Here is a 19,514-nt window from a genome sequence, read left to right as displayed (position 1 = left end):
TGGAAATGCGCGCGGATGTGCTGATTGTCGGAGCCGGAATGGTCGGCAGTGCCCTGGCGCTGGCGTTGCAGGGCAGCGGGCTGGAAGTCCTGCTGCTCGACGGCAGCCCGTTGAGCGTCAAACCCTTCGATGGCGACGCGCCGTTCGAACCACGGGTGAGCGCACTGTCGGCGGCCAGTCAGCGGATCCTCGATCGCCTCGGCGTGTGGGACGGCATCGTCAACCGACGCAGCAGCCCGTACACCGACATGCACGTCTGGGACGGCAGCGGCACCGGCCAGATTCACTTTTCGGCCAGCAGCGTGCACGCCGATGTGCTGGGGCATATCGTCGAAAACCGCGTGGTCCAGGACGCCTTGCTCGATCGTCTGCACGATTGCGATATGGGCCTGCTGGCCAACGCGCGACTGGAGCAGATGCGCCGCTCCGGTGACGACTGGCTGCTGACCCTGGCCGACGGCCGCACCTTGCGCGCACCGTTGGTGATCGCGGCAGACGGCGCCAACTCCGCCGTGCGCCGTCTCACCGGCGTCGCCACCCGTGAGTGGGATTATCTGCACCACGCCATCGTCACCAGCGTGCGCAGCAGTAAACCGCACCGTATGACCGCGTGGCAGCGCTTCACCGATCACGGGCCGCTGGCGTTTCTGCCGCTGGAGCGTGACGGTCAGCAGGATTGGTGCTCGATCGTCTGGTCGACCACGCCGAGCGAAGCCGAACGGCTGATGGCGCTGGATGAAGCGGACTTCTGCCGTGAGCTGGAGCGCGCCTTCGAAGGTTGTCTCGGCGACGTCATCAGCGCCGACCCGCGCCTGTGTGTGCCGCTGCGTCAACGCCACGCCAAACGCTACGTGGCCGAAGGCCTGGCACTGATCGGTGATGCCGCGCACACCATTCACCCGTTGGCGGGGCAGGGCGTGAACCTCGGATTCCTCGACGCCGCGGTGCTGGCCGAAGTGCTGTTGCAAGCGCACGAACGCGGCGAGCGTCTGGCGGACGTGAAAGTCCTGAGCCGCTACGAGCGTCGGCGCATGCCGCACAACCTGGCACTGATGGCGGCGATGGAAGGCTTCGAGCGCTTGTTCCAGGCCGATCCGCTGCCGCTGCGCTGGTTGCGCAACACCGGGCTGAAAATCGTCGAGCAGATGCCAGAGGCCAAAGCGTTGTTCGTGCGCGAAGCATTGGGGTTGACCGGGGACCTTCCAGTCCTGGCTAAACCTTAATTCTCCGTTGGGACTGAGGGCCCTTTCGTCGGATCGCCGCCCGGAGCAAGCCCGCTCCCACAGTGGTCAGTGTGAAATTCAAATTTGAGTACACCCTGGAACCCTGTGGGAGCGGGCTTGCCCGCGAAGGCGTCAGATCAGGCACCGCCTATGCCGTGCAACATCTGGTAACTCCTTGGGAAAGTGTTCGATTGAGCTCGTAAATGTGAGTCCTTATCATTTGGGCCACTTTTCCCGACCGAGAGACCGCTCCCATGTTGGCATCCAAGCGTGTTCTGACCGCACTGGCCCTGACCCTGATCGGCAGCACTGCCGCCCAGGCCGCCGACGAGGTGGTGGTCTACTCCTCGCGTATCGATGAGCTGATCAAGCCGGTGTTCGATGCCTACACCGCCAAGACCGGGGTGAAGATCAAGTTCATCACCGACAAGGAAGCGCCGCTGATGCAGCGCATCAAGGCCGAGGGCGAGAACGCTACCGCCGACCTGCTGTTGACCGTCGATGCCGGCAACCTCTGGCAGGCCGAGCAGATGGGCATTCTCCAGCCGTTCACCTCGAAAACCATCGACGCCAACATTCCCCTGCAATATCGCTCGTCCAGCCACGCCTGGACCGGTCTGAGCCTGCGCGCGCGGACCATCGCCTATTCCACCGAACGGGTGAAGCCGGGCGAACTGACCACCTACGAAGCGCTGGCCGACAAGAACTGGGAAGGCCGTCTGTGCCTGCGCACGGCGAAGAAGGTCTACAACCAGTCGCTGACCGCCACCATGATCGAAGTGCATGGCGCCGAGAAGACCGAGAAGATCCTCAAGGGCTGGGTCAACAACCTGTCCACCGACGTGTTCTCCGACGACGTCGCGGTGCTGGAGGCGATCAACGCCGGCCAGTGCGACGTCGGCATCGTCAACACCTACTACTACGGCCGCCTGCACAAGCAGAAGCCGGAACTGCCGGTGAAACTGTTCTGGCCGAACCAGGCGGATCGCGGGGTGCACGTCAACCTGTCGGGCATCGGCCTGACCAGACATGCGCCGCACCCGGAAGCGGCCAAGGCGCTGGTGGAGTGGATGACCACGCCTGAGGCGCAGAAGATCTTTGCCGACGTGAACCAGGAATTCCCGGCGAATCCGGCAGTGAAGCCTTCGGAGGAAGTGGCGGCCTGGGGGCAATTTGTGGCCGATACGCTGCCGGTTGAAGTGGCGGGCAAGCGACAGGCTGAAGCGATCCGGATGATGGATCGGGCGGGTTGGAACTGAGTCATCCCTGACAGCACTGTTTGATCGTTCCCACGTCGAACCGTCTGCGTGGGAATGCAGCCCTCGACGCTCTGCGTCGCATCATCGACAGCGTGACGCAGAGCGTCACAGAATGTGTGCCCACGCAGAGCGTGGGCACAATCATTTGAACGAGACTGTTTCCTTGGCCCACCCCGCCCAACGCCGCTGGTACCCCATCGTCTTCGCCATCGCCGCGTTGGTGCTGCTCCCCCTCAGCGTGCTCCTGCTCTCATGGCAAACCATCGATCACCAGATCTGGTCGCACCTGTGGGAAACCCAGATGCCGCGTCTGCTGGGCAACACCCTGACGCTGGTCCTCGGCGTAGGCGTCGGCGTGACGCTGATCGGCGTAAGCCTCGCCTGGCTCACCAGCCTCTGCGAATTCCCCGGGCGACGCTGGCTCGACTGGGCGCTGATGCTGCCGTTCGCAATCCCGGCCTACGTGCTGGCGTTCGTCTTCGTCGGCCTGCTGGACTTCGCAGGCCCCGTGCAAACCCTGCTGCGCGAATGGTTCGGCACCGGCCTGCGCCTGCCGCGAGTGCGATCCACCGGCGGGGTGATTCTGGTGTTGGTGCTGGTGTTTTATCCCTACGTTTATCTATTGGCGCGCACTGCGTTCCTGGCGCAGGGCAAGGGATTGATGGAAGCCGCGCGAGTGCTCGGTCAGTCGCCGTGGCAAGCATTCTGGCGTGTGGCATTGCCGATGGCCCGCCCGGCCATCGGTGCCGGCGTGGCGCTGGCATTGATGGAAACCCTGGCGGATTTCGGCGCGGTGTCGGTGTTCAACTTCGACACGTTCACCACCGCGATCTACAAGACCTGGTACGGCTTCTTCAGCCTGCCAAGCGCCGCGCAACTGGCCAGCCTGTTGCTGCTGGTGGTGATGCTGGTGCTGTACGGCGAACGTCGTGCCCGTGGCGCGAACCGGGCAAGTAATGAAAGGCCACGGGTCAAGGCGCTGTATCACCTGCGGGGGCCAAAGGCCTGGGCGGCGACCGGCTGGTGTGGTCTGGTGTTCGCCTGCGCGTTTGTCATTCCGGTGCTGCAACTGGTGGTGTGGTTCTGGCAGCGCGGGCGATTCGATCTGGATGAGCGCTACGCCGGGCTGATTCTCCATACGCTGTATCTGGGCGGCATGGCGGCGTTGATCACGGTTGGCGTGGCGATGTTGTTGGCGTTCGCCCGGCGTCTGGCGCCCACCCGGACGATCAATTCCGCAGTCGGTCTGGCCAATCTCGGTTATGCCTTGCCAGGGTCGGTGCTGGCGGTGTCGATCATGCTCGCATTCAGTTATCTGGATCGGGAGCTGGTGATTCCGCTGTCCGGCTGGCTCGGCGGTGCGGGCAAACCGTTGCTGCTGGGCAGTCTGGCGGCGTTGCTGCTGGCGTATCTGGTGCGGTTCGTGGCGGTGGCCTATGGGCCGCTGGAAAGCAGTCTGGCGCGTATACGGCCCTCTTTGCCTGAAGCGGCACGTAGCCTGGGTGTCAGTGGGCCGCGACTGTTTTTCAAAGTGTATCTGCCGCTGTTGCTGCCCGGCACGCTCAGCGCCGCGTTGCTGGTGTTCGTCGATGTGCTCAAGGAAATGCCCGCGACCCTGCTGATGCGCCCGTTTGGCTGGGACACGCTGGCGGTGCGGATCTTCGAAATGACCAGCGAAGGGGAATGGGCGAGGGCGTCGTTGCCGGCGCTGACGTTAGTGCTGGTCGGCTTGTTGCCGGTCATCGGACTTATTCGCCGTTCGGCGCATCGAAACACTTAGTAGTGAGACCTGAATCATGCGGCTACAATGCGCGGCATTCGGTGCGGTCCGTCTGACAGACCCTGTCGCTGAAATCGGCTGAAAGCCTTTTTTTACAGGGCTTTCCGATCCGTGCAGCAGCGCTCCGCACCTTCGCCACGCCCGGAAGGAGAAACCCATGGGACAGCGTACGCCTCTGTATGACCTGCATCTCGCCCTCGGCGCGAAGATGGTCGATTTTGGCGGTTGGGACATGCCCCTGCATTACGGCTCGCAGGTCGAGGAACACCATCAGGTGCGCCGCGATTGCGGGGTGTTCGATGTTTCCCACATGACCGTGATCGATGTCACCGGCCCCCAGGCCAAGGCCTGGCTCCAGCATTTGCTGGCCAATGATGTCGAACGCCTGCACAGCCCCGGCCGTGCGTTGTACAGCACCATGCTCAACGAGCGCGGCGGCATCGTCGACGACATGATCGTCTACCGGCTCGAGGACGGTTATCGTCTGGTGGTCAATGCCTCCACCCGCGATCAGGACCTGGCCTGGATGCAGGCGCAGCTGGGCAGTTTCGATGTGCAAATGCACGAACGCTCCGAGCTGGCGATGCTCGCCATTCAAGGCCCCCATGCCCGGCACAAGATTGCCGAGCTGGTGACCCAGTCCCGCGCCAACCTGATCCAGATGCTCAAGCCTTTCGAAGGTCACGTCGACGGCGACTGGTTCATTGCGCGCACGGGCTACACCGGTGAGGACGGACTGGAAATCGCCCTGCCGGCCGATCAGGCCCCCGGGTTTTTCAACGATCTGGTGGGCGCCGGCATTTCCCCCATCGGCCTCGGTGCCCGCGACACGCTGCGGGTCGAAGCCGGCATGAACCTTTACGGTCAGGACATCCACCAGGACGTTTCGCCACTGGCCTCGAACATGGCCTGGAGCATCGCCTGGGAGCCGGCCACGCGCCGGTTCATCGGTCGCGACGCGCTGGAAGCGGAAAAAACCGCCGGCGTGCAGCATAAACTGGTCGGCCTGGTGCTTGAGGAACGCGGGGTTTTGCGGGCTCATCAGGTGGTTCGTATCGCTGATGTTGGCGAAGGGGAGATCACCAGTGGTAGTTTCTCTCCTACGCTTAGCAAGTCGATTGCCCTGGCGCGTGTACCGATGGCGACTGCCGACCGCGCCGAAGTGGAAATCCGTGGCAAGTGGTATCCGGTACGCGTGGTCAAACCGACCTTTGTCCGTCACGGCAAAACCTTGATCTAAACCTTTTCCGGCGGGCACGACCGCTGACAATTTCTTGAGGACACCGAGCATGAGCAACATCCCAGCTGAACTGCGTTTTGCCGAAAGTCATGAATGGGCGCGCCTGGAAGCCGACGGCACCGTCACCGTGGGCATCAGCGATCACGCCCAGGAAGCGTTGGGTGATGTGGTGTTTGTCGAGCTGGCAGAAGTGGGCAAGGTGTTCGCCGCCGGTGATGCCGCCGGTGTCGTCGAGTCGGTCAAGGCCGCTTCCGACATCTATTCCCCGGTTGGTGGCGAAGTGATTGCTGTCAACGAGGAACTGGCCAGCGCGCCGGAAGAACTGAACAACGATCCGTACGCCGCGTGGATCTTCAAGCTCAAGCCAAGCGACAAGGCCGAGCTGGACAAGCTGCTCGACGCTGCCGCCTACAAGGCTGCCATCGGCGAATAAGCTGCAGGCGAGACCCCCAAAGCCCCGACCCGTCGGGGCTTTTTTCTGCCCGGGACTTTTGCCGTCGGGGTGGCTGCTATGCTGGTTTGACCGTGTTGCATTGACGCCGAGCCGCCAGCCAAGAGAGAGCCCGTCATGTCCCAGTTGCCATCCCTGAGCCAGTTACGCGATCCCCATGCCTTTCTGCGCCGCCACCTCGGCCCCGATGCCGCCGAGCAGCAGGCGATGCTCGACAGCCTAGGCCTCGGCAGCCGGGTCGAACTGATCGAACAGACCGTGCCGCCAGGCATTCGCCTCAACCGCGAGCTGGACCTGCCGCCGGCGCTGGACGAACAGGCGGCGCTGGCAAAGCTGCGCGGTTATGCCGAGCAGAACCAGGTCTGGACCAGCCTGATCGGCATGGGCTACCACGGCACCCTGACGCCGACCGTCATCCTGCGCAACGTGCTGGAAAATCCCGGCTGGTACACGGCCTACACGCCTTATCAACCGGAAATCGCCCAGGGCCGGCTCGAAGCGTTGCTCAACTTTCAGCAACTGACCATCGACCTCACCGGCCTTGAACTGGCCAACGCTTCGCTGCTCGATGAAGCCACCGCCGCGGCGGAAGCCATGGCCCTGGCCAAGCGTGTGGCGAAGTCGAAAAGCAATCTGTTCTTCGTCGACGAAAACTGTCATCCACAAACCATTTCCGTGGTGCAGACCCGCGCCGAAGGCTTCGGCTTCGAGTTGATTGTCGACGCTGTGGATAACTTGAAGCAGCACCAGGTGTTCGGCGCGTTGCTGCAATACCCCGACACCCACGGCGAAGTTCGCGACTTGCGGCCACTGATCGATCACCTGCACGCGCAGCAAGCGCTGGCGTGCGTGGCGGCCGATCTGCTCAGTCTGTTGCTGCTGACCCCGCCGGGCGAACTGGGTGCCGATGTGGTGTTTGGCTCATCCCAGCGCTTCGGCGTGCCGATGGGTTACGGCGGCCCGCACGCAGCGTTTTTCGCCAGTCGCGAGGAATACAAACGGGCGATACCGGGGCGGATCATCGGCGTGTCGAAAGATGCCCGTGGCAACGTTGCGTTGCGCATGGCCCTGCAAACCCGCGAACAGCATATCCGCCGGGAGAAGGCCAATTCGAACATCTGCACCGCACAGGTCCTGCTGGCCAACATCGCCAGTTTCTATGCGGTCTATCACGGTCCGGAAGGGCTGAAACGAATCGCCCAGCGCGTGCACCGGCTGACCTGTATTCTCGCCGCCGGGCTTGAGCGCCATGGCATCAAGCGCCTCAACCAACATTTCTTCGACACCCTCACGCTGGACGTGGGCGGGGCGCAAACCGCGATCATCGAAAGTGCCCGGGCCGCGCAGATCAACCTGCGCATCCTCGGTCGCGGCCAACTGGGCCTGAGCCTCGACGAGACCTGTGATGAAAACACCGTGGCCAGACTGTTCGATGTGCTGCTGGGCGCCGATCACGGGTTGAGCGTCGGTGATCTCGACGCTGAAACGCTGACCTCCGGCATTCCCGACACGCTGCAACGCAGCACGCCGTACCTGCGTCACCCGGTGTTCAACGCCCACCACAGCGAAACCGAGATGCTGCGCTACCTCAAGCAGCTGGAGAACAAGGATCTGGCGCTCAACCAGTCGATGATCCCGCTGGGCTCCTGCACCATGAAACTCAACGCCACCAGCGAAATGATCCCGATCACCTGGCCGCAATTCGCCAACCTGCACCCGTTCGTGCCCCGTGAGCAGGCGGTCGGTTACACCCTGATGATCGAGGAGCTTGAGCGCTGGCTGTGCGCGATCACCGGGTTCGATGCGATCTGCATGCAGCCCAACTCCGGCGCCCAGGGCGAGTACGCCGGGTTGCTGGCGATCCGCAAATACCACGAGAGCCGCCAGCAGGGCGGGCGGGATATCTGCCTGATTCCATCTTCGGCCCACGGCACCAACCCGGCCTCGGCGCAGATGGCCGGGATGCGCGTGGTGATTGTCGAGTGCGACGACGCCGGCAACGTTGATCTGGAGGATTTGAAAGCCAAGGCGTCCGAGGCCGGGGACAAACTGTCGTGCCTGATGGCGACCTACCCGTCGACCCACGGCGTGTACGAGGAAGGCATCAGCGAAATCTGCGAAGTTATCCACAAGCACGGCGGCCAGGTTTACATGGACGGCGCCAACCTCAATGCCCAGGTCGGGCTGGCGCGGCCGGCGGACATCGGCGCCGACGTGTCACACATGAACCTGCACAAGACCTTCTGCATTCCCCACGGCGGAGGCGGGCCGGGCATGGGGCCGATTGGTATTCGCGCGCATCTGGCACCGTTCGTCGCCAATCATCCGGTGGTGCCGATCGACGGGCCGCAACCGCAAAACGGTGCGGTCAGCGCCGCGCCGTGGGGCAGTGCGAGCATTCTGCCGATCAGCTGGATGTACATCGCGATGATGGGGCCGCAACTGGCGGACGCCAGCGAAGTGGCGATCCTCGCGGCTAACTACTTGGCGCAGCATCTGTCAGGTGCGTTCCCCGTTCTGTACACCGGGCGCAACGAGCGGGTCGCCCACGAATGCATTCTGGATCTGCGGCCGCTCAAGGCCGCCACCGGCATCAGCGAAGAAGACGTCGCCAAGCGCCTGATGGATTACGGCTTCCACGCGCCGACCATGTCGTTCCCGGTGCCGGGTACCTTGATGGTCGAGCCGACCGAGAGCGAATCCAAGGCTGAACTGGATCGCTTCATCGGCGCGATGCTGAGTATTCGCGCGGAAATCACCGAGGTGCAAAACGGCAACTGGCCGGCCGAGGACAACCCGCTCAAACGGGCCCCGCACACCCTGGCTGATATCACCGGCGTGTGGGAGCGGCCGTACAGCATCGAGCGGGGCATCACGCCGGATGCGCACACCAAGGCGCACAAATATTGGCCTGCGGTGAACCGGGTCGATAACGTCTACGGTGACCGCAACCTGTTCTGCGCCTGCGTGCCGGTGGACGATTACCTCTGATCTTTCGCGTATACCTCGACCCTGTGGGAGCAAGCCCGCTCCCACAGGGGCTATGGTGAATTTGAAACGGCGGGCAAAAAAATGCCGCTCGTGTGAGCGGCATTTTTGTCTGTCCGGAAGGTTATTCCGAGGCCACGGCGTTCTTCGCCAGGATCGCGTTCGCCAGTTCCATGTCCGTTGCCTGCAGGCCCGGGTTGTCGGCGCGGACTTTCTGCATCGCGGCTTCCAGGTACGGGCCGCGGATACCGCCGTCGCTGGCGACGAAGCTGCCGGCGTCGTCCTGAGCGGCAACGATCAGTTTGTGATCCTTGAAAGTCAGGTAGGTCGAGCCGGTCGTGGCGCCGGACGAAATGACGTTACGCCAAAAGCTGTCGGCCATTGCCGAACCGACGGGCAGAGACAGCAGGGCAAGGGTGGCGACAGCAAGTTTGAGACGCATGTTGGGTGACTCCACTGGTGTTGAATAACCGGTTGGATTGCCATTTCCCCGATCCGGTTCCGTGAGCGGCTATTTCTGCTCGCTCTGTGGTGTCACCCGCAACACTTCCTCAAGCGTAGTCAGCCCCGCCGCGACTTTCTGCGCGCCGGACAACCGCAGGCTGCGCATGCCTTCCTTGAACGCCTGCCGACGGATCGCAGTGAGATCGGTGTCGGGGCTGATCAAGGCCTTGAGGCCGTCACTCAGTTGCATGATTTCGTAGACCCCGGCGCGACCGTGATAACCGGTGTCGCGGCATTCCAGGCAACCGATGGCCCGTTGCGCATTGCCCGGCAGCGGTGCCTGCCACGGCCGGGTCAGGGTTTGCCAGTCTTCTTCGTCAAGGGTCAGCGGCGCCTTGCAGTGCGGACACAGTGTGCGCACCAGTCGTTGCGCCATGACGCCGAGCACGGTGGCCTTGATCAGGTAATGCGGCACGCCGAGTTCCAGCAGACGGCTGATGGCACTCGGCGCGTCGTTGGTGTGCAGGGTCGAGAGCACGAGGTGTCCGGTCAGCGCCGCCTGAATCGCCATTTCGGCGGTCTCCAGATCGCGGATCTCGCCGATCATGATGATGTCCGGGTCTTGCCGCATCAGCGCGCGCACGCCGGCGGCGAACGTCAGGTCGATGTTGTGCTGGACCTGCATCTGGTTGAAGGCCGGCTCGACCATCTCGATCGGGTCCTCGATGGTGCAGAGGTTGACCTCCGGCGTCGCCAGTTTTTTCAGCGTGGTGTACAGCGTGGTGGTCTTGCCGGAACCGGTCGGGCCGGTGACCAGGATGATGCCGTTGGGCTGGCGGGTCATGTCCTGCCAGCGCCGCAGATCGTCAGCGGAAAACCCCAGCTGATCGAAATCCTTGAGCAGCACTTCCGGGTCGAAGATCCGCATCACCATTTTTTCGCCGAACGCTGTGGGCAGGGTCGACAGCCGCAGTTCGACTTCGCCGCCGTCCGGGGTCTTGGTCTTGACCCGGCCATCCTGGGGTTTGCGCTTCTCGGCGACATTCATCCGGCCAAGGCTTTTCAGGCGGCTGACGATAGCCATCGTCACCTGCGGCGGAAATTGATAGACGTTGTGCAACACGCCGTCGATGCGAAAACGCACCGTGCCTTGCTCGCGCCGGGGTTCGATGTGGATATCGCTGGCCCGCTGCTGGAAGGCGTACTGGAACAGCCAGTCGACGATGTTGACGATGTGCGCATCGTTGGCGTCCGGCTCCTGATCGCTGGCGCCGAGGTTGAGCAGTTGTTCGAAGTTGCCGAGGTTGCCGCCCTGCGCATCGGCATTGCTGGCGCCGCTGACCGATTTGGCGAGGCGGAAGAATTCGACGCTGAAACGCTGAATGTCCGCCGGATTGGCCACCACTCGCTTGATCGGCAGTTTCAGGACGTGAGTCAGATCCGCCTCCCAGCCGCTGACGTAGGGCTGGGCGCTGGCGACGGTGACGGCGTCGCGGTCGACTGACACCGCGAGGATCTTGTGGCGCTGGGCGAAGGCATAGGACATCAGCGGCGTGATGGCGGCGACGTTGATCTTCAGCGGATCGATCCGCAGGTACGGCTGGCCGGCCTGCTGCGCCAGCCACAGGGTCAGGCTTTCCAGGTCGAGGTATTTGCCCGGACGGCTGAGGTCGTCCAGTTGCTGACTGGCGATGAATTCCAGCGGGTGCTTCTGGCCGTGGGCGGCATGCCGACGCCGGGCATTCAGGGCCTGTTCGGCCGAGTCCTGGCAGATGAAACCCTGGGCGACCAGTTCACGCAGTACCTCATTGAGATCCAGCCAGCGGTCCTGAGTGGCGAGTTGAACGGACATGCGGGCTCCTTTTGAACGACAGTGCGCAAAGGATAGTCGCGGCCCCGCCGACCGTTGGGCCACTACCCGACGAAGACGTTTCGGTTCTTGTCAGCCGGCCGCCTGCGCCGGCGCATCCCACGCCGCGTCGGGGTTTTGCAGGTTCACCGAGCAGACGCTGATCAGGTTACGAAGTTTTTCCGCGATCACCTGGGCGCGGTGCCAGCTCAGGCCACCCATGATGATGTCGATTGACAGCAGATCGTCCAGCCGCTGGACATTGACCTGTTCCGGGGTGAGGAACTGCAAGGCGAACAGGTTCAGCACCCGCACCAGCAAATCCGGCTCGGCCTCGGCCAGGATCTGGTACTGCGCAAGGCAATGGGTATTGCTGGCGTTCCACACATCGGCACGGGGCGCAGGGGTGTTGACGGCTTCGAGGTGTGGCATGGCAGGTCCCCGGAATCAGTGGAGGAATTTTTACATTCGATGCCGGGCATTTCTTGTCTAAGATGAGCTGATTAGGCGGCTGATCGGGTAGATCAATTCGCTATTTATTGGTTTTGAGGATTGTTTATGCACAGTGAGCTGGACAGCTACGACCGGCGCATTCTCGCCCTGCTGCAAGAGGACGCTTCCTTGTCCAGCGCACAGATTGCCGAACAGGTGGGCCTGTCGCAGTCGCCCTGTTGGCGGCGTATTCAGCGGATGAAGGAGGAGGGGATCATTCGTGGTCAGGTGACCTTGCTCGATCGCAAGAAAATCGGTCTGAACACGCAGATCTTTGCCGAAATCAAACTCAATGCTCATGGGCGTTCGAACTTCACTGAGTTCACCGAGGCGATTCGCGGCTTTCCGGAAGTGCTGGAGTGTTACGTGTTGATGGGGGCGGTGGATTTTCTGTTGCGGATTGTCGCGGCGGACATCGAGGCGTATGAGCGGTTCTTCTTCGAGAAGCTGTCGCTGGTGCCGGGGATTCAGGAAGTGAACTCGATTGTGGCGTTGTCGGAGATCAAGTCCACGACGAGTTTGCCGGTCTGACGTTTTGCTGTGGATGTGCGGGCCTCATCGCTGGCAAGCCAGCTCCCACAGGGTTCCAGGTTGAAACGCATATTGTGTTTCAACACAAAAACCTGTGGGAGCTGGCTTGCCAGCGATGGCGGTGTTACATGCGCAGCAGCATTTTCCAGGCGCGATTCTGGTAAACCGCAATTGCCTGATGCTTGCGCGCATCGAGCAGTTCGTCGGTGATGGTCGGCTCGTTGGCCAGTTGCGCCAGCTTGTTCAGCTCGCCGTACAGACGATCCATTTCCGGGATTTCCAGCACATTGCGCGCGTGGTGCAGCCAGACCTGGATGCGCTCGATGCGCGGCAGTTGCTCGGCCAGATCTTCCGGCTGTTGCTGGTAACGCTGCAATTGCAGCGAAGTGGCTTCTTCGCCCAGAAGGCGCGGCAGCCAGCTTTGCAACTGCGCGGCACCCTGGCGATTGCCACGGGTGTTGCGGTCAGCCGTCCAGGTGCGGGCCAGCAACCAGCGCGAAGCGTTCAGCGAGAACAGCCCCCAGCGCGGATCTTCCAGTTCTTCGAGGAACTGCTCCGGCGCGGCTTTGCGCACGTCTTCGTCTTCGATACCGACCTGTACCAGCGGACGCCAGTCTTCCAGCAACGCATCCAGCGCAACGCGCAAGTCGTGGGTCGACGGACGCGGTGCGGCCTGGCCGAGGCTGCTCAGCAGGGCGCGCATTTCCGCGAGGTTCTCGACCCAGTCCTGCAGCAGGCGCCAGTGGCCGTTGAAACGATACTGTTCGGCCAGACGCTGACTGCTGCCGAGCAAGTGCCAGGCCAGAGCGGCGAAGGCATCGTCCAGCGGGGTTTCAGCGGTGATGGCTGGCGCCGGCAGGCTCAGCGAGTAGCTGTTGGCGTCGTACAGGCGATAGCCGCGCTCGGCCTTGCTGATGTCGCACGGCATCAGAGCCAGGGTTTCCGCCAGCTCGGCGGCCAGTTCCAGCAGCGCGGCAGGCTCGCCTTCGCGCAGTTCCAGTTCCAGTTCGCAGATTTCTTCTTTCTGCTTGCCGACTACCACGTGGCCCAGGTCCAGCGCGGCTTCAATGACCACTTTGGTCTTGCCACGACCCCAGGCGATTTCGGCGCGCTCGCGGACGAAATCGGTGGTGAAGATCGGCTTCAGGGTTTTCTTGTCCAGCTCGGCGAGGGACTCGGGCCAGCATTCTCCGTCGAGTTTTTTCACGTCGAGCTTGGCTTTGGGCAGGTTCCAGTCGTACTCGTTACGCTCGGACAGGCCGGCGACGCTCTGGCCACGGGTCTTGAGGGTCTGAATCACCTCTTCGCCGTCCTTGCGCAGGCGCAGGGCAACCTTGGCCCGGGCCAGGTCACGCTCGGGCGTGTCGAAGTACTGATTCATCAACTCACGGCGTTCCCAGCCACTTTTGTTGCGTTTTTTCAGGAGAGGGTGCTCGCGCAGGGCGGCGAGGGTTTCGCGGCTGACGCGGAGTTTGATTTCGGTTTCTTTCTGCATGGCCGGAAAATCCAGGATCGGGAGCGCAGCCGGGGGAGTGTGTGGCTGCCAAGGCCGTGCAGTGTACAGGACTGAACCTTCCTACGCTTTGCGGCGGTTTATTCTCGGCGCCGGATGGTTCTATGATGGACTTCAATCCGGGAGTTGGAGTCAGCGATGCCTTTGCCGTCCATGCAAGACCAGTTCGCTGCACTGATCGCCGTGCCGTCGGTCAGTTGCACCCAGCCGAGCCTCGATCAGTCCAACCGGGCGGTGATCGATCTGCTCGCGGGATGGCTCGGCGATCTCGGTTTCAATTGCGATATCCAGCAGGTCAGCCCCGGCAAATTCAACCTGCTCGCCAGTTTCGGCAGCGGCCCCGGCGGACTGGTGCTGGCCGGGCACAGCGACACGGTGCCGTACGACGATGCGCTGTGGAAAACCGATCCGCTGAAACTCACCGAAGTCGACGGCCGCTGGGTCGGCCTCGGCAGTTGCGACATGAAGGGCTTTTTTGCCCTGATCATCGAAGCCGTGCAACCGCTGCTCGATCAGCCGTTCAAGCAACCGCTGCTGATCCTCGCCACCTGCGATGAAGAAAGCTCGATGTCCGGGGCCCGGGCGCTGGCCGAAGCGGGGCGCCCGTTGGGCCGTGCGGCGGTGATTGGCGAGCCGACCGGGCTCAAGCCGATCCGCATGCACAAGGGGATCATGATGGAGCGCATCGATATCCTCGGACAGAGCGGCCATTCGTCGGATCCGCGTCTCGGGCACAGCGCCCTTGAAGCGATGCACGACGCCATCGGCGAGCTGCGCGGCCTGCGCCTTCTGTGGCAGCGCGAATTCAACAACCCGCAGTTCAGCGTGCCGCAGCCGACCATGAACTTCGGCTGCATCCATGGTGGCGACAACCCCAACCGCATTTGCGGCCAGTGTTCGCTGGAATTCGACCTGCGGCCGCTGCCGGGGATGGACCCCAAGGTCTTGCGCAGCGAGATTCTGCGCAGGCTCAACCCGGTCGCCGAGCGCCATCAGGTGAAGATTGATTACGCGCCGCTGTTTCCCGAAGTGCCACCGTTCGAGCAGGCCGAAGACGCCGAGCTGGTGCGAATAGCCGAAAAACTCACCGGCCACACGGCCGAAGCGGTAGCGTTCGGCACCGAAGCGCCTTATCTTCAGCGCCTCGGCTGCGAAACCATCGTGCTCGGCCCGGGTGACATCGCCTGTGCGCACCAGCCGGACGAGTACCTTGAAATGTCACGTTTGCAGCCTACCGTGCATCTATTGCGGCAGTTGATCGAACATTACTGTCTCAAAGCTGTATAAATTGCCCAAACACCCACCCGTATTCATGAGGAGAGCGCGCGTGTCGCCAAGCCTGTTCCGACGATAACCATCAGCCCGCTGTGCGTTTTCCGTTTCGCCCCTTTTCCGGCTGCTATTTATTACAGGCCCAGGTTCATGCCCGAATACGTCAATTGGCTTCGCCACGCGTCTCCTTATATCAATGCTCACCGCGATTGCACTTTCGTCGTCATGCTTCCGGGCGACGGCGTGGAGCATCCGAATTTCGGCAACATCGTCCATGACATCGTGCTGCTGCACAGCCTCGGTGTGCGACTGGTGCTGGTTCATGGCTCTCGTCCACAGATTGAAACCCGCCTTGCCGCCCGCGGCCTGACCCCGCATTACCACCACGGTATGCGCATCACCGATGCCGCGACGCTGGAGTGCGTGATCGACGCGGTTGGCCAGTTGCGCATCGCCATCGAAGCGCGGCTGTCGATGGATATGGCCTCGTCGCCGATGCAGGGCTCGCGCCTGCGGGTGGCCAGCGGCAACCTCGTGACGGCGCGGCCGATCGGCGTGCTGGAAGGTGTCGACTATCACCACACCGGCGAAGTGCGCCGGGTCGACCGCAAGGGCATCAACCGCCTGCTCGACGAGCGCTCCATCGTGTTGCTGTCGCCGCTGGGTTATTCGCCGACCGGTGAGATCTTCAACCTGGCCTGCGAAGACGTCGCCACCCGTGCCGCCATCGATCTGGGCGCCGACAAACTGCTGCTGTTCGGCGCCGACCTCGGTCTGATCGATGAAAACGGCAAACTGGTGCGCGAGCTGCGTCCGCAACAGGTGCCGGCGCATTTGCAGCGTCTGGGCAGCAACTATCAGGCGGAACTGCTGGATGCCGCCGCCGAAGCCTGCCGTGGCGGTGTGGCGCGCAGCCATATCGTCAGTTATGCCGAGGACGGCGCGCTGCTGACCGAACTGTTCACCCGTGACGGTGGCGGTACGTTGGTGGCTCAGGAGCAATTCGAACTGGTGCGCGAGGCGGCGATTGAAGACGTCGGCGGCTTGCTCGACCTGATCAGTCCGCTGGAAGAGCAGGGGATTCTGGTGCGTCGCTCCCGCGAAGTGCTGGAGCGTGAGATCGAGCAGTTCAGCGTGGTCGAGCGGGAAGGGATGATCATTGCCTGTGCGGCGCTGTATCAGATTGCCGATTCGGATGCCGGCGAGCTGGCGTGCCTGGCAGTGAATCCCGAGTATCGCCATGGCGGCCGCGGCGACGAACTGCTGGAACGCATCGAGACCCGTGCCCGGGCGCAGGGCCTGAAAACCCTGTTTGTCCTCACCACCCGCACCGCCCACTGGTTCCGGGAGCGCGGCTTCGAACCGAGCAGCGTCGAGCGCCTGCCGGCGGCGCGGGCTTCTCTCTATAACTATCAGCGCAATTCGAAGATCTTCGAAAAGTCTCTGTAACGTGACGCCCTCATCGCGAGCAGGCTCGCTCCCACAAAGGTTCACTGAGCCTGTGTGGGAGCGAGCCTGCTCGCGATAGCGTTTATTCGGTTACAAACTTCGCACTGACGTACGGCGAGTAGTCAGGCAAAACACTTTCGACCTTGCCTTGCTCCTTCAAAAACTTCGCCGTCTCACCAATAGCCTTCGCCGTGCCGCCGTCCAGCAGCGCCGTGGTCTGTTGCGCCTTGGCGTCCGGGAAGGCCGAGCCGGCGAGCAATTCCGGGACGTCGGCGGCATTGGCACCGGTCAGTTTGGCGATTTTCTGTACAGGCACCGAGTCGGCCGTCCAGCTGTCTTTATGAGCCGCGTAATCAGCGAACGAGTTCAGGGTCACCTTGGCAAACTTGGCCACGATTTCAGGATGCTTCTCGGCAAAGTCCTTGCGCGCGACCCAGACTTCGAAGGTCGGCGCGCCCCACTGGCCGACCTGCGCGGCATCGGTGAGGGTCTTGCCGGTCTTGCGGATTTCCCCCAGCGCCGGCGACCAGACAAAGGCACCGTCGATGTCGCCGCGCTTCCATGCCGCCGCGATTTCTGCGGGTTGCAGGTTCACTACTTTGACTTTCGAGGTGTCCAGGCCCCAGTGCTTCAGCGCGCCGAGCAGGCTGTAGTGGGAGGTGGAGACGAACGGGGTGGCGATGGTCTTGCCGATCAGGTCTTCGGGCTTGTTGATACCGCTGCCGTTACGCACCACCAGCGCTTCGGCGGCATTGATCTGCGCCGAGACGATGAAGGCAACGATCGGCAGATTACGCGAGGCGGCGGCCGCCAGCGGGCTGGAGCCGAGGTTGCCGATCTGCACATCGCCGGAGGCAATGGCTGTCACAACTTCCGGGCCACTGTTGAACCGGCGCCAGTCGATTTTCTCGCCGATGGTCTTCTCGTAGACGCCGTCTGCCTGGGGCACTTTGCTCGGGTCGATACCGGTCTGATAGCCCACGGTGAGGTTGGCAGCATGGGCTGAAAAAGAAATCAGCGCCGACACACAAACTGTAACAAATTGACTAGATAGTGCGCGTTTGGCCATCATGGCGTCGCCTTTTTGATAGGGATTGACGAATCGGGGTTGCGTCAAAGCTAATCGATCTAAAAAAAGGCTAACAAATACCATTTAGTAATGAGCTTAGTCGCCGATACGCTGTATCCCGGTACAGATGGCAATTGGCTGGCCATATATCCGAATGATATGAAAAAGAATGAATAAATTCTTTTTGGGATTATCAGGAAGTCTTTACCCTGCAGGGACCAAATAACTGCGATTAGACCTTGGTCGTAGACACACAAGGTTACGATTGACTTGTCAGTCACGGTCTGGCGCTAATCGCGCATCTTAGGATCCAGGGGCATCAGACCCCGGACCAGGAACACAAGAATTAGAAACGAGAGGAGCGATACATGAACAAGTCCACCTTGGCCCTGGCCGTGGCCGTAGGGGTTATTGCGCAGCAGGCAGGCGCAGCCGGTTTCATCGAAGACAGCAAGGCCACCCTGGGGCTGCGTAACTTCTACATCAACACCGACAACCGCGATGGCGCTGGCGCCAACAAGAACGAAGAGTGGGGCCAAGGCTTCGATCTGCGTTTCATCTCCGGCTACACCCAAGGCACTGTAGGCTTCGGTATCGACGCCATCGGCCTGCTGGGCGTGCGTCTGGATTCGGGCGGCGGCACCAACGGCAACAGCGGCACCGCTTACGGCGGCACTGTGTTCCCGAGCGAGTCCAACGGTAAAGCCGTAGACAACTTCTCCAGCCTGGGTCTGACTGCCAAAGCCAAGATCTCCCAGACTGAACTGAAGCTGGGTACCCTGCAGCCGAAGAACCCGGTCATCGTGACCAACGACGGTCGTCTGCTGCCACAAACCTGGCAGGGTGGTCAGATCACTTCCGGCGAAATCAAGGACCTGACTCTGGTCGGTGGTCAGATCGAAGCCGTGAAAGGCCGTAACTCCAGCAACAACGAGAACCTGTCCATCGGCGGTGCAAACACCCGTGGCACTGGCTTCCGTGACAGCAACAAGTTCATCTACGCCGGTGGTGACTACAAGATCACCAAAGACCTGACTGCCCAGTACTACTACGGCAACCTGGAAGACTTCTACAAGCAGCACTTCCTGGGTCTGGTACACAACTGGGCCATCGGCCCGGGCGTATTGAAGTCTGACTTCCGTTACTTCAACAGCTCCGACGACGGCAAGAACGGCACTGATCCGGCCTACTACAGCAGCGGTAAATACACCGGCGTGCGTAACGGTCGTGGCGAAGTCGACAACAACCTGTACAGCGGCCTGTTCCTGTACACCGTTGAAGGTCACACCTTCGGTGGCGGTTACCAGGTTTCCAACGGCAGCTCCGACTTCCCTTGGCTGAACCAGGGCGACGGTTCGTCGAACTACACCATCACCGACATGCAGATCCAGAAGTTCGGTCGTGCCGGCGAGAAAACCTGGCAGGCTCGCTACTCGTATGACTTCGCTAAAGTCGGCGTACCTGGCCTGACCGCTGGTGTGGTTTACCTGAAAGGCGATTCGATCGACACCGTTGGCACCAACGGTCGCGAAAACGCTTCGAACCGTTCCGAGTGGGAACGCGACTTCACCATCGGTTACGTCGTACCGGAAGGTCCGTTCAAGAACGTCGGCCTGATGTGGAAAAACGCTGTATGGCGCACCGACCTGCCGAACACTCGTTCGCAGGACGAAAACCGCCTGATCGTCAGCTACTCGATCCCGCTGCTGTAATAGCGCGCTCCTGCACTGATGTAAAAAAGCCCCGTCCGGCATCGCGCCGGACGGGGCTTTTGCGTTTCGGGTCCGGCTCACCCCCGTAAGCCTTTCCCGATGTTCCCCTCTTTACAGCAACTCAAGGCCTTCTCGAACCTTGAGGGCGATGTTCGTCGCGATGCTGCGGGGCGTCCAGTGAACAGATGTTTAATATTCTTTATAGATATAAATATCTAGTTATTTATTCTTTTTCAGAAGAA

Annotated in this window: 15 protein-coding genes; 10 read left to right on the top strand and 5 right to left on the bottom strand. The window is 61.9% G+C overall.

Annotated features, from left to right (window positions below; translation table 11 throughout):
• The first annotated feature begins 5 nt into the window (after window positions 1-5).
• The 6 genes from IHQ43_RS27935 (at window position 6) to gcvP (ending at window position 8,944) form a co-directional block, all read left to right on the top strand.
• On the top strand, window positions 6-1,223 hold the full coding sequence (locus IHQ43_RS27935; protein WP_192565069.1) for a 2-octaprenyl-3-methyl-6-methoxy-1,4-benzoquinol hydroxylase: 1,218 nt from the start codon (window positions 6-8) through the stop codon (window positions 1,221-1,223).
• Between the two features lie 254 nt (window positions 1,224-1,477).
• Window positions 1,478-2,482: an extracellular solute-binding protein gene (locus tag IHQ43_RS27930; protein ID WP_169432383.1), complete on the top strand. Its 1,005-nt coding sequence runs from the start codon at window positions 1,478-1,480 to the stop codon at window positions 2,480-2,482.
• Between the two features lie 163 nt (window positions 2,483-2,645).
• Window positions 2,646-4,262 (top strand): ABC transporter permease, encoded by a 1,617-nt coding sequence (locus IHQ43_RS27925; protein ID WP_192562779.1) that lies wholly within the window; start codon window positions 2,646-2,648, stop codon window positions 4,260-4,262.
• Window positions 4,263-4,419: 157 nt separating this feature from the next.
• Window positions 4,420-5,502 (top strand): glycine cleavage system aminomethyltransferase GcvT, encoded by a 1,083-nt coding sequence (gcvT, locus tag IHQ43_RS27920; RefSeq protein ID WP_007951799.1) that lies wholly within the window; start codon window positions 4,420-4,422, stop codon window positions 5,500-5,502.
• 49 nt (window positions 5,503-5,551) lie between these two features.
• Window positions 5,552-5,935: a glycine cleavage system protein GcvH gene (gcvH, locus tag IHQ43_RS27915; RefSeq protein WP_192562778.1), complete on the top strand. Its 384-nt coding sequence runs from the start codon at window positions 5,552-5,554 to the stop codon at window positions 5,933-5,935.
• Between the two features lie 135 nt (window positions 5,936-6,070).
• Complete coding sequence (gene gcvP / locus IHQ43_RS27910; RefSeq protein ID WP_192562777.1) at window positions 6,071-8,944, top strand: aminomethyl-transferring glycine dehydrogenase; 2,874 nt, start codon at window positions 6,071-6,073, stop codon at window positions 8,942-8,944.
• Window positions 8,945-9,065: 121 nt separating this feature from the next.
• On the opposite strand, the gene IHQ43_RS27905 is transcribed toward gcvP, so the two are convergent.
• The 3 genes from IHQ43_RS27905 to IHQ43_RS27895 form a co-directional block, all read right to left on the bottom strand.
• On the bottom strand, window positions 9,066-9,383 hold the full coding sequence (locus IHQ43_RS27905; RefSeq protein WP_007951791.1) for a DUF2388 domain-containing protein: 318 nt from the start codon (window positions 9,381-9,383) through the stop codon (window positions 9,066-9,068).
• A 69-nt stretch (window positions 9,384-9,452) separates the two neighbouring features.
• On the bottom strand, window positions 9,453-11,237 hold the full coding sequence (tfpB, locus tag IHQ43_RS27900; protein WP_192562776.1) for a type IV pilus assembly ATPase TfpB: 1,785 nt from the start codon (window positions 11,235-11,237) through the stop codon (window positions 9,453-9,455).
• A gap of 90 nt (window positions 11,238-11,327) precedes the next feature.
• Window positions 11,328-11,666, bottom strand: coding sequence for a hypothetical protein (locus IHQ43_RS27895; protein WP_192562775.1), 339 nt, complete (start codon window positions 11,664-11,666; stop codon window positions 11,328-11,330).
• A gap of 126 nt (window positions 11,667-11,792) precedes the next feature.
• Between IHQ43_RS27895 and IHQ43_RS27890 the strand changes: the two genes are divergently transcribed.
• Window positions 11,793-12,257, top strand: a complete 465-nt coding sequence (locus tag IHQ43_RS27890; protein ID WP_027610503.1) for an Lrp/AsnC family transcriptional regulator — start codon at window positions 11,793-11,795, stop codon at window positions 12,255-12,257.
• Between the two features lie 124 nt (window positions 12,258-12,381).
• Here IHQ43_RS27890 and IHQ43_RS27885 read toward each other — a convergent pair whose 3' ends face one another.
• Window positions 12,382-13,752 (bottom strand): CYTH domain-containing protein, encoded by a 1,371-nt coding sequence (locus IHQ43_RS27885; RefSeq protein ID WP_007951783.1) that lies wholly within the window; start codon window positions 13,750-13,752, stop codon window positions 12,382-12,384.
• A gap of 156 nt (window positions 13,753-13,908) precedes the next feature.
• Between IHQ43_RS27885 and argE the strand changes: the two genes are divergently transcribed.
• Window positions 13,909-15,057, top strand: coding sequence for an acetylornithine deacetylase (gene argE, locus IHQ43_RS27880; RefSeq protein WP_192562774.1), 1,149 nt, complete (start codon window positions 13,909-13,911; stop codon window positions 15,055-15,057).
• A 135-nt stretch (window positions 15,058-15,192) separates the two neighbouring features.
• Window positions 15,193-16,491: an amino-acid N-acetyltransferase gene (argA, locus tag IHQ43_RS27875; protein ID WP_007951778.1), complete on the top strand. Its 1,299-nt coding sequence runs from the start codon at window positions 15,193-15,195 to the stop codon at window positions 16,489-16,491.
• 82 nt (window positions 16,492-16,573) lie between these two features.
• Here the strand turns inward: argA and tauA are convergent, their stop codons facing one another.
• Window positions 16,574-17,563 (bottom strand): taurine ABC transporter substrate-binding protein, encoded by a 990-nt coding sequence (tauA, locus tag IHQ43_RS27870; RefSeq protein WP_425220286.1) that lies wholly within the window; start codon window positions 17,561-17,563, stop codon window positions 16,574-16,576.
• A 365-nt stretch (window positions 17,564-17,928) separates the two neighbouring features.
• On the opposite strand from tauA, the gene IHQ43_RS27865 reads away from it, so the two are divergent.
• A complete protein-coding gene (locus IHQ43_RS27865) occupies window positions 17,929-19,272 on the top strand; it encodes an OprD family porin (protein WP_192562773.1) in 1,344 nt (447 codons plus the stop codon).
• Window positions 19,273-19,514 lie beyond the last annotated feature (242 nt).

Origin of the sequence: Pseudomonas gozinkensis (assembly GCF_014863585.1) — a bacterium.
Classification (GTDB): domain Bacteria; phylum Pseudomonadota; class Gammaproteobacteria; order Pseudomonadales; family Pseudomonadaceae; genus Aquipseudomonas; species Aquipseudomonas gozinkensis.
Note: the sequence above shows the minus strand (reverse complement) of the source record. Positions and strands in the feature narration are given on the sequence as shown.

What these genes read in the sequence shown, in the direction of transcription:
- IHQ43_RS27935 (WP_192565069.1), top strand. Translation starts at nt 6, where the DNA reads ATGCGCGCGGATGTGCTGATTGTCGGAGCCGGAATGGTCGGCAGTGCC.
- IHQ43_RS27930 (WP_169432383.1), top strand. Translation starts at nt 1,478, where the DNA reads ATGTTGGCATCCAAGCGTGTTCTGACCGCACTGGCCCTGACCCTGATC.
- gcvT (WP_007951799.1), top strand. Translation starts at nt 4,420, where the DNA reads ATGGGACAGCGTACGCCTCTGTATGACCTGCATCTCGCCCTCGGCGCG.
- gcvH (WP_192562778.1), top strand. Translation starts at nt 5,552, where the DNA reads ATGAGCAACATCCCAGCTGAACTGCGTTTTGCCGAAAGTCATGAATGG.
- gcvP (WP_192562777.1), top strand. Translation starts at nt 6,071, where the DNA reads ATGTCCCAGTTGCCATCCCTGAGCCAGTTACGCGATCCCCATGCCTTT.
- IHQ43_RS27905 (WP_007951791.1), bottom strand. Translation starts at nt 9,383, where the DNA reads ATGCGTCTCAAACTTGCTGTCGCCACCCTTGCCCTGCTGTCTCTGCCC.
- tfpB (WP_192562776.1), bottom strand. Translation starts at nt 11,237, where the DNA reads ATGTCCGTTCAACTCGCCACTCAGGACCGCTGGCTGGATCTCAATGAG.
- IHQ43_RS27895 (WP_192562775.1), bottom strand. Translation starts at nt 11,666, where the DNA reads ATGCCACACCTCGAAGCCGTCAACACCCCTGCGCCCCGTGCCGATGTG.
- IHQ43_RS27890 (WP_027610503.1), top strand. Translation starts at nt 11,793, where the DNA reads ATGCACAGTGAGCTGGACAGCTACGACCGGCGCATTCTCGCCCTGCTG.
- IHQ43_RS27885 (WP_007951783.1), bottom strand. Translation starts at nt 13,752, where the DNA reads ATGCAGAAAGAAACCGAAATCAAACTCCGCGTCAGCCGCGAAACCCTC.
- argE (WP_192562774.1), top strand. Translation starts at nt 13,909, where the DNA reads ATGCCTTTGCCGTCCATGCAAGACCAGTTCGCTGCACTGATCGCCGTG.
- argA (WP_007951778.1), top strand. Translation starts at nt 15,193, where the DNA reads ATGCCCGAATACGTCAATTGGCTTCGCCACGCGTCTCCTTATATCAAT.
- tauA (WP_425220286.1), bottom strand. Translation starts at nt 17,563, where the DNA reads ATGATGGCCAAACGCGCACTATCTAGTCAATTTGTTACAGTTTGTGTG.
- IHQ43_RS27865 (WP_192562773.1), top strand. Translation starts at nt 17,929, where the DNA reads ATGAACAAGTCCACCTTGGCCCTGGCCGTGGCCGTAGGGGTTATTGCG.